The sequence below is a fragment of the [Phormidium] sp. LEGE 05292 genome, assembly GCF_015207735.1.
Taxonomy (GTDB): Bacteria; Cyanobacteriota; Cyanobacteriia; order Cyanobacteriales; family Aerosakkonemataceae; genus Floridanema.
On the sequence record NZ_JADEWG010000073.1, the window covers coordinates 20,876 to 32,565 of the forward strand.

13 protein-coding genes are annotated in these 11,690 nt (G+C 43.6%); 12 read left to right on the forward strand and 1 reads right to left on the reverse strand.

Features of this window, described 5'->3' with window-relative positions; all coding sequences use genetic code 11:
- Positions 1-234 precede the first annotated feature (234 nt).
- The 11 genes from IQ264_RS19445 (at position 235) to IQ264_RS19495 (ending at position 9,302) form a co-directional block, all read left to right on the forward strand.
- Positions 235-1,197, forward strand: a complete 963-nt coding sequence (locus IQ264_RS19445; RefSeq protein ID WP_322744753.1) for an RluA family pseudouridine synthase — start codon at positions 235-237, stop codon at positions 1,195-1,197.
- A gap of 709 nt (positions 1,198-1,906) precedes the next feature.
- Positions 1,907-2,428, forward strand: coding sequence for a phycocyanin subunit beta (locus tag IQ264_RS19450; RefSeq protein WP_193982461.1), 522 nt, complete (start codon positions 1,907-1,909; stop codon positions 2,426-2,428).
- Positions 2,429-2,518: 90 nt separating this feature from the next.
- Positions 2,519-3,007 (forward strand): phycocyanin subunit alpha, encoded by a 489-nt coding sequence (gene cpcA, locus IQ264_RS19455; RefSeq protein ID WP_193982462.1) that lies wholly within the window; start codon positions 2,519-2,521, stop codon positions 3,005-3,007.
- Positions 3,008-3,200: 193 nt separating this feature from the next.
- Positions 3,201-4,064, forward strand: coding sequence for a phycobilisome rod-core linker polypeptide (locus tag IQ264_RS19460; RefSeq protein ID WP_193982463.1), 864 nt, complete (start codon positions 3,201-3,203; stop codon positions 4,062-4,064).
- A gap of 66 nt (positions 4,065-4,130) precedes the next feature.
- Positions 4,131-4,403 (forward strand): phycobilisome linker polypeptide, encoded by a 273-nt coding sequence (locus IQ264_RS19465; protein WP_193982464.1) that lies wholly within the window; start codon positions 4,131-4,133, stop codon positions 4,401-4,403.
- 26 nt (positions 4,404-4,429) lie between these two features.
- Complete coding sequence (locus tag IQ264_RS19470; RefSeq protein ID WP_193982465.1) at positions 4,430-5,260, forward strand: HEAT repeat domain-containing protein; 831 nt, start codon at positions 4,430-4,432, stop codon at positions 5,258-5,260.
- 90 nt (positions 5,261-5,350) lie between these two features.
- Positions 5,351-5,974: a HEAT repeat domain-containing protein gene (locus IQ264_RS19475; RefSeq protein WP_228061657.1), complete on the forward strand. Its 624-nt coding sequence runs from the start codon at positions 5,351-5,353 to the stop codon at positions 5,972-5,974.
- A 79-nt stretch (positions 5,975-6,053) separates the two neighbouring features.
- A complete protein-coding gene (locus tag IQ264_RS19480; protein ID WP_193982466.1) occupies positions 6,054-6,893 on the forward strand; it encodes a phycobilisome rod-core linker polypeptide in 840 nt (279 codons plus the stop codon).
- A 90-nt stretch (positions 6,894-6,983) separates the two neighbouring features.
- Positions 6,984-7,733 carry a phycobilisome rod-core linker polypeptide gene (locus tag IQ264_RS19485; RefSeq protein ID WP_193982467.1) on the forward strand — a complete coding sequence of 250 codons (750 nt, stop codon included), beginning with the start codon at positions 6,984-6,986 and terminating at the stop codon, positions 7,731-7,733.
- A gap of 55 nt (positions 7,734-7,788) precedes the next feature.
- The gene (locus tag IQ264_RS19490; RefSeq protein ID WP_193982468.1) at positions 7,789-8,541 is read left to right on the forward strand and encodes a phycobilisome rod-core linker polypeptide; all 753 of its coding nucleotides are present in this window, start codon (positions 7,789-7,791) and stop codon (positions 8,539-8,541) included.
- Between the two features lie 266 nt (positions 8,542-8,807).
- A complete protein-coding gene (locus IQ264_RS19495; protein ID WP_193982469.1) occupies positions 8,808-9,302 on the forward strand; it encodes a glutathione peroxidase in 495 nt (164 codons plus the stop codon).
- 314 nt (positions 9,303-9,616) lie between these two features.
- Here the strand turns inward: IQ264_RS19495 and psb29 are convergent, their stop codons facing one another.
- Positions 9,617-10,342: a photosystem II biogenesis protein Psp29 gene (psb29, locus tag IQ264_RS19500; protein ID WP_193982470.1), complete on the reverse strand. Its 726-nt coding sequence runs from the start codon at positions 10,340-10,342 to the stop codon at positions 9,617-9,619.
- Positions 10,343-11,041: 699 nt separating this feature from the next.
- Here psb29 and IQ264_RS19505 point away from each other — a divergent pair.
- On the forward strand, positions 11,042-11,656 hold the full coding sequence (locus tag IQ264_RS19505; protein ID WP_193982471.1) for a chromophore lyase CpcT/CpeT: 615 nt from the start codon (positions 11,042-11,044) through the stop codon (positions 11,654-11,656).
- The last annotated feature ends 34 nt before the right edge of the window (positions 11,657-11,690 follow it).

Consider the following 11,690-nt stretch of genomic DNA (forward strand, 5'->3'; position numbering starts at 1 on the left):
GCGGGTGAGAGCAGATAACCTGTTGTCACTCACAGACAATCTTTGGACAAAACCCGCCCTGACAACTTAAAACTCAGTAAGGGCGGGTTTTGTTGTTAAACCTTCTGTTGTGATTACAAAATTATCTGCTCTCACCCGCCCCTACAACTCAAAACTTTCCCAGTACCCAATACCCAGTCCTCTTTCCTAAAATAAAAAAGACGGATTCAGGTAAAAACTATTTCTCACTCGCAAATCGAACTAGAAGTTCAAGAAACAAGTGATTTTCTCAATAAAACTCAAACCGATCGCTTAGATGCTTGGTTAGCTAGTCAAGTACCAGACCTTTCTCGATCACGCATTCAAAAACTAATTCAACAAGCAAATGTCCAAATTAATGGCGAAGTTTGTACTAGCAAAAATCACACCGTAAAAACAGGCGATCGCATCCAAATTACTATTCCTGAAGTCACAACTTCACAATTAAAACCAGAAACAATTCCTCTGGATATTCTTTACGAAGATGACCATTTACTCATAATTAACAAACCTGCTGGTTTAGTCGTCCATCCTGCCGCCGGACACTTCGATGGAACTCTCGTTAACGCTTTGTTGGCCCATTGTCCCTTAGCGGAAATAGGCGGAGTTCAACGTCCGGGAATAGTTCATCGCTTGGACAAGGATACTACTGGCGCGATCGCGATCGCCAAAACTGACCAAGCATACCAACACCTCCAAGCCCAACTCAAAGCAAAAACCGCCCGCCGAGAATATTTAGGCATAGTTTATGGCGCTACCAAAACTGAAAGCGGTACTGTTGACCAACCGATCGGTCGCCATCCAGTCGATCGCAAAAAAATGGCAGTCGTCTCAGAAGCAAAAGGTGGTCGTCCCTCAGTAACTCACTGGATGGTCAAGGAACGCCTGGGAAATTACACTTTGATGCACTTTCAGCTAGAAACAGGTCGCACCCACCAAATTCGCGTTCACTGCGCCCACATCGGTCATCCCATAGTTGGTGATCCTGTTTACAGTTCCGGGCGGGACGTGGGTGTTAACCTACCCGGACAAGCTTTACACGCTTGGCGACTCTCCCTCCAACATCCAGTTACTGGAGAGTTAGTCCAAGTGACCGCCCCACCTCCCCATTCTTTTGTGACTCTCTGGGAAGTTTTGCGGCGGCGTTGTGGTCTACCGTCAAGGCTATTTGAATTTTAAATTAGTCAATTTTATCTATCTAAAGGTAGATGACTTAAGTGCTTGTTTTGCTTTTTTCTCACTTTTCCAGCCGCTAAATTCCCCCATACCTCAGCCATTTGGCAAAAATTTTGCCTTTAGTTTACATAGCTATGTAAAGTTTTCTTCACATAAATATATATATTATGGAGAGTATTTTTAGAAATTTTAACTTCCTAATCCTTGCTGGGCAAATGTTATAGACAATGTTTAAGAAAACATAAAAATCAACCACAGCAATGAAGAACACTATACTTTGTTAAGTAATGTAAAAAAAATGGGAAAAAAAAGGTGGGATAAACCTGATAAATAAAGGAATTGCAGCCTTTCTCTATACTTAGCTAAGGTATTTAATAATTTGTAATAAATAAATCACAAGAGGCAGTGTATAAAAATAACCTGTAGGGACTAGAAGACAAGGCAAAAGTTACACAAAACACTTGTTAAGTAAGTTTGCTCGTTTCTCATAAAAACGTGAACTTTTCTCAGATTTATGCCTTATGCTTGTACAAAGATGAAGATAAATCATCAGCAACGAGTCATAAGTTAAGTAGGTCAAAATAAGTGTTTTGTGGCCTACGCTCTCGGCCCTGCTAGGCTAATTCAACATTAATAGAGTTAGCTTAACCAGAGATTCCGGGATTTACCTGCAAACCGCACTCAACAACAATACAAGTAGGAGATTGAGTTCATGACTTTAGACGCATTCGCCAAGGTAGTTTCTCAGGCTGATGCTAAAGGCGAATTCCTGAGCGCCGGACAATTAGATGCTTTAACCAGCATGGTTCGTGACGGCAACAAGCGCCTGGATGTTGTAAACCGCATCACCAGCAACGCTTCTGACATCGTTGCTAGCGCAGGTCGTGCTTTATTCGCAGAGCAACCTCAGCTGATCGCTCCTGGCGGAAACGCCTACACCAACCGTCGCATGGCTGCTTGCTTGCGCGACATGGAAATCGTCTTACGCTATGTTACTTATGCAATTCTCGCAGGTGACTCCAGCGTATTAGATGACCGCTGCTTGAACGGTCTTCGTGAAACCTACCAAGCTCTCGGCACACCTGGCTCTTCCGTAGCAGTAGGCGTAGCAAAAATGAAAGATGCTGCGATCGCTATTGCTAACGACCCCAATGGTATCACCAAAGGTGATTGCAGCGCATTAATCTCTGAAGTAGCTAGCTACTTCGATCGCGCTGCTGCTGCTGTTGCTTAATTAGCAACCAGTGTAAAAACACAGGCAAGTTTTCACGCCTAACTTTAGAAAAAAAACTGCAATTTATTCATTGTTGGAGATACCAAAAACATGAAGACCCCTCTTACCGAAGCTATCAGCGCTGCTGATACCCAAGGCCGTTTCCTGGGCAACACCGAACTTCAAAACGCTCGTGGTCGTTTTGAGCGTGCAGTTGACAGCATGGAAGCTGCTCGCGCTCTGACCAACAACGCGCAAAGCCTGATCAACGGTGCAGTTCAAGCGGTGTACAACAAGTTCCCCTACACCACCCAAATGCAAGGCAGTAACTATGCTTCTACCCCCGAAGGTAAGAGCAAGTGTGCTCGTGACGTTGGTTACTACTTGCGGATTATCACCTACTCTTTGGTTGCTGGTGGCACAGGTCCTTTGGATGAGTTCCTGATTGCTGGTTTAGCAGAAGTAAACGCTGCATACGAGCTTTCTCCTAGCTGGTATGTAGAAGCTCTCAAGTACATCAAAGCCAATCATGGTTTGAGCGGTCAAGCTGCTAACGAAGCTAATACCTACATCGACTACGCGATCCAAGCTTTAAGCTAATAGATCGTAATGGCCCGGAAGGGTATGCAGTTGCTGGTCGTGAAACTGGTAGTTGCTTACTTGTCCGGGCATTGTTGTATCTGAACAAGTGTTGATGGCTAGTTTCAAATGGAGATTTTGAGATTTCCAGCGGAAATCTAAAAATTATCAGATTTGAAAAAAACCAGTTTGTTGTGTTGGGAGAATTAGTAAAGTGGCGATAACAGCAGCAGCATCCCGCCTGGGAACCTCGGCTTTTAGCGATGCAGCTAAAGTCGAATTACGTCCCACAGCGACCAAAGAAGATGTTCAGAACGTGATCCGCGCCATCTATCGTCAAGTTCTCGGTAACGACTATTTGATGGCTTCGGAACGTCTAATCAGTGCAGAATCGCTCTTGGTGGATGGGAATATTACAGTTAGAGAATTTGTTCGCATCCTTGCCAAATCAGAGCTATATAAATCCAAGTTTTTCTACAACAACTTTCAAACAAGGGTCATTGAACTCAACTATAAACATCTGTTGGGTCGTGCCCCTTATGATGAATCAGAGGTAGTTTTTCACCTCGATTTGTGGAACAACAAAGGATACGAAGCTGAAATCGATTCCTACATCGATTCACAAGAGTATATCTCTAACTTCGGCGACAACGTAGTTCCCTATTATCGGGGTTTTGAAACCCAACCTGGACAAAAACAAGTCGGTTTTAACCGGATATTTAAGTTGTACCGGGGTTATGCAACCAGCGATCGCTCTCAAGCCGAAGGGAGCAAATCTCGTCTCGCCAGTGACTTGGCAAAGAACGCCGCTAACACGATTGTCCAACCTTCGAGTAGCGATGGCAGTTGGTCATACTACAGCGCTTCCAAAGATGTAGCACCTCGCAACTGTTTAGGTGGTTCTTATGGCGAAAGCGGTCGCGTTTATCGCATCGAAGTAGCTGGAATTCGTCAACCAGGATACCCAGGTGTGCGTCGTAGCAGCACTGCCTTCTTGGTACCCTACGAAAACCTGTCCAACAAGATGCAACAAATTCTTCGCGCTGGCGGAAAAATCATTAGCGTCAACCCAGCTTAAAAAGAGTGATGAGTTTTCAGTTACTAATCTAAAACTCAAAACCAAAGGAATTGGAGGTATAAACAAATGCTCGGTCAAACCGCTATCGGTAGCGCTGCGAATACCCCCTCTGGTAGCCGCGTGTTTCGCTATGAAGTTGTAGGCTTACGCCAAAACGAACAAAGTGACAAAAATAGCTACGCAATTCGTCGTAGTGGCAGCACCTTTGTCACCGTGCCATATAGCCGGATGAACGAAGAAATGCAGCGGATTACTCGTTTGGGTGGCAAAATCGTCAGCATCACACCGTTGAGTGCTGAAGAAGCTGCAACAGCTCAAGCTGCACCAGCTGAAGAATAATTGGGGAAACTTGATTAATTAAATCCATGCAGGAATTTCCTCCTGAAGCTAATGGCGAAGCCGACAATTACCCCGCGCTCACTGTAGAGCAAGCGATCGCCAACCTAAGCCACTCAGATACAAGTCTGCGCTACTATGCGGCATGGTGGTTGGGAAGGTTTCAGGTGAGAGAACCAGCAGCAGTTGAAGCTCTGATCGTTGCTTTAGAAGATGAAGCCGATCGCACAGAGTTAGGAGGCTATCCCCTGCGGCGTAACGCAGCTAGGGCCTTGGGAAAACTAGGAGATCGACGAGCAGTACCGGGCTTAATTAGCTGTTTGGAATGCTCAGATTTCTACGTTAGAGAAGCAGCTGCACAATCGTTGGGTATGCTCGGTGATTCAGCCAGTATTCCAGCGTTAATGCAGCTGCTATCCGGTGGTTTAGCGACTGCGGTACTAGTACCAGGACGACCCCACTTAACCCAACCCTACGAAGCAGTAATAGAAGCATTGGGAAAACTGGGAGCAAAAGAAGCGATTCCATTGATTCAACCCTTCTTAGAACATGACTTAGAGGGGGTGCGGTACTCAGCTAACCGAGCCATGTATCAATTGACCCAAGAACCAATCTACGGGGAAAGTTTGATGCAAGCTTTATCGGGAAAAAATGTTCAGCTGCGTCGAGCTGCATTATTTGATTTAGGTGCAATTGGTTATCTACCCGCAGCAGATGCAATCGCCCAATCAGCTACAGAAAACAGCCTAAAACTCATAGCCCTGAAAGGTTTACTCACCCACCAAATTAACCCAAATTCACCCAATTCGCTTAGCGACGCAGCCATCAGAGTTATGACTTTGATGGATTCGCTGTTATAGTCAGTTGTTTGTTATCTGTCATTTGTCATCTGTCATTTGAGAAAGTGAAGTTTTATCTAAACTTATGGAATTACTTATGACCAATGACCAATGACCAATGCAATGACTAATCATCAGCAACTTATTCAAGCTGTAGAAAAGGCAGATTCTCCCGATCGCCTAATCGCAGCAGTCCGCTCCCTAGCAGCTGCTCGTCACGAAGCAGGAATTCCTACACTGATTGCAGCTTTGGGTTATAACAACCCAGCAGTAGCAGTCACGGCAATGGAAGGACTGATTCAAATGGGAGAAGCCGCAGTACCCCTACTGTTGGAATTGCTAGACGGCTACAACTACGGTGCTAGAGCTTATGCTATCCGCGCCTTGGCTACGATCGCAGAACCCCGCGCCCTAGATGTTTTACTCACAGCTGCCGAAAACGACTTCGCCCCCAGCGTCCGTCGTGCTGCTAGCAAAGGATTGGGGAATTTGCATTGGGAACGACTCGAAAAAAGCCAAATTCGACCCGCCCAAGAACAGGCTTTTCTCACTCTTGTAAAAGTCTCCCAAGACTCGGATTGGTCGATTCGCTACGCAGCCATCGTTGGTTTACAAGCACTGGCTACTCAGTCGCATTTTCAAGCAAAAATACTCGATCTTTTTCAACAAATCGGCACCAAAGAAACCGATTCAGCTGTTCGCGCTAGGGTGCAATTAGCAATCAATCAATTTTAGATTTCAGATTGGAAAAATCGCAAATCCAAAATTGCATGACTTAATGATTAATCAACTAGCAAATTGAGAACTAGTTAAAATGCCAATCCCTACCCTGGAAATTAAACCTACCACACAAAATCAGCGCGTAGAAGGCTACGAAGTTCCTGATGAAGATGATGCCCCCATTTATCGCTTAAGTGATGCGATCTCTGATGCCGAGATCGACGCAATTATCTGGGCTGGCTATCGCCAAATCTTCAGCGAACAACTGATTTTAGAAAGTCATCGTCAACTATCCTTAGAATCCCTACTCCGAAATCGGGCGATTTCTGTCAGAGAGTTTATTCGGGGATTAGGAAAATCAGAAGTATACCGGGAATTAGTAGCAGATACTAACTCGAATTATCGATTAGTTGATATTAGTTTCAAACGCTTCTTAGGACGCGCAAGTTACAACAAAGGCGAGCAAATTGCCTGGTCAATTATCATTGCTACCAAGGGATTACATGGCTTTATTGATGCCATAGTTGATAGCGAAGAATATCTGCAAAACTTCGGTGATGACATCGTACCCTATCAACGCCGTCGCTTCAACGAAAGACCTTTTAACTTAGTTAATCCTCGTTATAGCGATTACTGGCGCAATCGGCAAATAGCGATAGAAGGTCGTACCTACTACGAGGTAAAAGTCTCCGGTCAAGGAACACCAGAAAAACGCTCAGTACGTTCTGCTATTCCTAGTACATTTCTGGAAATGGCAAAGGGTATTGTGACACCACAAATCGACTTTCAGCGCGATCGCGACCGCGCAATTAACACAGCTAGAAGTGTTCAACTTCCTGAATTGACTCGCAAAGGTAGCACCGTTAAACCATCAGTGAGTCGCACGGAAGTTTCCCTTCCTTACAGCTATATCCCTGCTGATCCTAAAGTCTAGTAATTTTAGATTTTAGGGTTTAAATTTTAGATTAAATCCAAATCTAAAATTTTCCCCCCAGCACACAACTCAAAACACAAAAAAGGACTCATGTCAATACCTTTACTAGCTTACAAACCCTCATCGCAAAATCAGCGAGTAGCGGGTTATGAAGTACCCAACGAAGATACACCTTATATCTATCGTCTGGAAGATTGTGTTGATGAAACTGACATCCAAGATTTAATTTGGGCAGCTTATCGGCAAGTCTTCAGTGAACATGAAATCCTCAAACGTTTCCGTCAACCCGCTTTAGAATCCCAAGTCAAAAATCGAGCGATTACTGTGCGGGATTTTGTGCGTGGTTTGGCAAAAACTGAGGCATTTTATAGGTTAGTTGTAGAGACAAACTCCAACTATCGCGTTGTAGAAATCTGTCTCAAACGCATTCTGGGACGTGCTCCATACAACAAGGATGAAGAAATTGCCTGGTCAATTACAATTGCTACCAAAGGCATAGGCGCATTTATTGACGCACTTGTTGATAGTGAAGAATATCAAAATAGTTTTGGTGATAATACAGTACCCTATCAACGTCGTCGGTATAAAGACCGTCCCTTCAACCTAGTAACACCTCGCTACGCTGATTACTGGCGTGACAAACAAGAGGACTCACGTTACAAATGGGGCGCTGTTGGGAACTTTTTGGAGATGGCGCGATCGATCAAAATCACCCAAGTCCCCCCATCGCCCACTGTTCTCACTGCTAATATCAAAATTCCTGACACAACAAGGGATAATAAGCCTGAAGGCACTCGCGTATCGATTAACCCAGTGGCAACTTTCCCCACCCGTAAATAGGTAATCGAGGCAATCACAAATTCACAGCCAATCTTACCAAATTAGGAGATATTGCATGGCGCTGCCGTTGCTGACATACAAACCATCATCCCAAAACCAGCGGGTTAAAAGCTTTGGTACAGCGGATTTAAACGAAGATACACCCTATATCTATCGTGTAGAAGATGCCGCTTCTCCTGCTGAAATCAGAGATTTAATTTGGGCTGCTTATCGTCAAGTTTTCAGCGAACACGAAATCCTCAAATTCAACCGCCAAATCACCGTAGAAACTCGTTTCGCCAACCGTTCAATTACAGTGCGTGACTTGATTCGGGAATTGGCAAAATCTGAGGCATTCTACCGCTTAGTTGTTTCAGTTAACAACAACTATCGCCTAGTAGAAATCTGTCTCAAACGCTTTTTAGGTCGTTCGCCTTACAACAAAGAAGAAGAAATCGCTTGGTCAATTGTAATTGCTACCAAAGGTTTTAGTGGCTTTGTTGATGCTTTACTGGACAGCGAAGAATACACCAACACTTTTGGTGATTTCACCGTACCTTACCAACGCAAGCGCAAGGAAGGTCGTCCTTTCAACTTGGTGACACCTCGCTACGGCGAAGACTTCCAAGAAAAAGCAGGTACAGTTACTACCGACTGGCGCTTCACCTTGGACAGATACTACAGTGCCAAGTCCCTACAACGCCGTTTACCAGAAGGCGATCCTCGGAAGTTCAGCGACATGGCAGCAGAGGTCAATACCAAACGCTACTATGCTCAAAATATCCCTGCTTCTAGCATCGATTACTTGAACAAAGTACCAAGACGTTAATCAAGATTTGATTCCACTTCTGTGGGTTAAATCAAAAATCAAAAATCCATTAGCTGGGTCTGACCTTTGGGAGATGACTAACTAATATTTGATTAGTTGTTATCAATCTCAGCGGTTTAGACCCAGTTGTTGTATGGATTGGGGATTGGTTATTAGGGACTGGAAAAGCAGTTGTTTAAAGTATGGTTCATAAGATTGTTAGCCGATCGCATAATGATTAAAAAGGCATAGTACGATCTTTAAGTAATGTTTTAGTATTTGAACCAATGACAGCACAAGCACCAGCATCAATTTATGACGTTTCTGCAACAACTATTGACGGAAATTTAATTTCGTTAAATATTTATAAGGATAAAGTTTTACTGATTGTTAATACTGCTAGTCAGTGTGGCTTCACACCTCAATATAAAGGACTACAAGAGTTATACGATCGATATGCCAACCAAGGATTAGTTGTTTTAGGATTTCCCTGTAACCAATTTGGACAACAAGAACCAGGAAACTCAGACCAAATTCAGTCCTTCTGTGAAACTAGTTTTGGAGTTTCCTTTCCACTTTTTCAAAAAATAGAGGTGAATGGGAAAAATGCCCATCCGCTATATCAGTATTTAACTAAAGCCGCCCCCGGTTTATTCGGTACAGAGGGAATTAAGTGGAACTTCACTAAATTTCTTGTCGATCGTACTGGAAAGGTTGTTAAACGCTATCCTCCAACTACAAAACCGGAAGATTTGGCGAAAGATATTCAAGCTTTGCTTTAAGTGTTAAGGATTTTGGAGTCATTGAAACTCTCACCGCTAACAGCTTCTTCCAAAACTCAACTAACAGAATGATAGAACGTGCGATCGCTCCACATTCTAGAACCCCAAAAGCGACGTTTTTTCAGGTTTTTAAATAGTATTGAATATATACACTGTGGAAATTGATTTCATGGTTTTGGCAATTTCTTCTGATGCAGTGGTGCGATCTACCTGAACAAAAACATGGATCTGATTGGGCATTAATGTAAGTTAGGTTATACCTGCTGTCGCTGTTTGAATTCTATAATCCCCCGAATTTAATTCGGGGGATTATATTAATTACTATCACCAGAGCCTTTTTGCCCATTAGGAGGTGCGACTACTACACCTTTATCGCTACTACGTTGTTCGCGTTTTTTGCGTTCAGCTTTGACGGCATCTTCCATAATTACTAATGCCTGAGCCATTTTCTCTAAATTACTACGGTAAAGTTCCAGATCTTTTTGGATTTTATCGTCTGGTAAATGTAACCCAGTAGCAATTTGTTTGAGTGCTTCAATCAGACGTTTGGGATCTTTTGCTAATTCGGGATCTGCTTGTTCAATTAAGTTAAATAAACCAACAGCAAACAAGCGACTGTACTTGAATTTTGGGTTGTTAGCGATCGCTTGCAGCGTTCCTTGTAAATCCCCTGTATTAGCAAACGAAGACTCTTGACTTAAGCTATCAATCACCTCTTTTGCCGAACGCTGCGCCACAAACGCCTTTAACCGTTCAGCATCCTGCTTATAAGTTTGGGCATCACTTCCCACCGCTTGACAAAGTGCAGCAAATATCGGTTCTTTGTCCGCTTCTGGGCGATAACCTTGCATAAAGCGGTCAAAGGTAGTCACCACTCCCAAAGCATAGATAGGGTCATAGCTAAAGTCAACATTGACCGAAAGCAAGTGCATTTCCACCATTAACTCTTCTACCACTCGCCGATAAATCGTGTTTATAGGACGAGTGTGGAGGGAGTAGAAAGTTCGCTTAGTATCTGAAACAGTGCGGACGTTGTTCACGGAAAACAATTAAGAAGGAATTAAATTTATTGTCTGCTACACAAAACTTAGCTAAACTTATTCAAGTCTCACTATTTAACTAGAAGCAGTTGCTGTTACACAAAACTTGGCTAAACTTATTCAAGCCTGACCATTTAACTAGAACCAACTGATTCTAGAGAGTCTGTTTCCTGCTTCATCCAAGGATGTCGGCATCTTCTTGTCCACAGGCATAAATTCGGGTGTAGCCCACCCTAGTCCTCTCAGAGATAAAAACACTGAAGCTTTTAGCCATTGTTCATCCACTATTTTCAGCCTATTTAACGAATCGTGGATTCCCGTTCGACCTTTTTACAGGCTGGCTAGTTTTGAATCGACTGTGGTTTACAAACCAGATTTTTTTTTCAGCCTTGGTTGTCGGCATCTTTGTTTAGATTAGCAGAAAATTAGTCTTCTGTCCCGATCGAGTTAGCGGGAAAACTTTCCCAAGCCCAAGATAGACAAGTTTGAATAGGAATGAGGAAGAATTTGACTATTAAGTTAAGCTCTTTTAAGGTAACTTTGCCAAGCAGAAGGTGAGGGGAAAGTTTTGAGTTTTGAGTTCAGGAGAAAGTGTTGATCTATCACCTTGTCCCCTTGTCTCCTTATCCCCTGCCCCTGGAGCCCCTCTGCTCCCTAATGGGTTAAAATTTGGAATTGTGACCATTTCCCGGTCTAAAGATGAAATTTTCTGCGGAATTAATTGCTTTGGCTAGTTACATGGCGGGTGAGTTTGACAATCAGGCACAAGCGATCGCAGATCCAGCTTGGTACGTTCACCTACGACTTTGGCAGCGACCTGTACCTTTGTTTACTGAAGATAGCATCACCTTATTTGCTGAACAAGCCAATATTGTTAATTTAGAGCAAGCTTATCGACCGCGAATTATTCGCCTGCGGGAACGAACTGACCTGAACACCCCGCTTGAGGTGCAATATTATATGTTTAAAGACCCTGCATTAGTACAAGGTGCTGGACGCGAGCGAGAAAAACTGAAAACCTTAACACCAGAGCAAATAGAATTTTTGCCTGGTTGTACCCTGAGAGTTAGTCAAAATTCTTTAACTACCCAAGGCTATCACTTTCAAGCATTTTTGCCCCCAGATGCCCGTTGTTGCTTCACTTATCGCAGTGAAACATACCAAGTTTCTTTAGGATTTGAGGCTACCCCTGAAGCATTTTTAAGTTATGACAAAGGCATCGATCGCCTAACAGGAAAAGCGATTTGGGGAGCTTTACTAGGCCCTTTCCGCTTCACCAAACGTCAGGATTTTTCTGGGGAAATAGCCCCGTGAAGTGCAGGGGAGCAGGGGAGTAGGAGATGGGGAG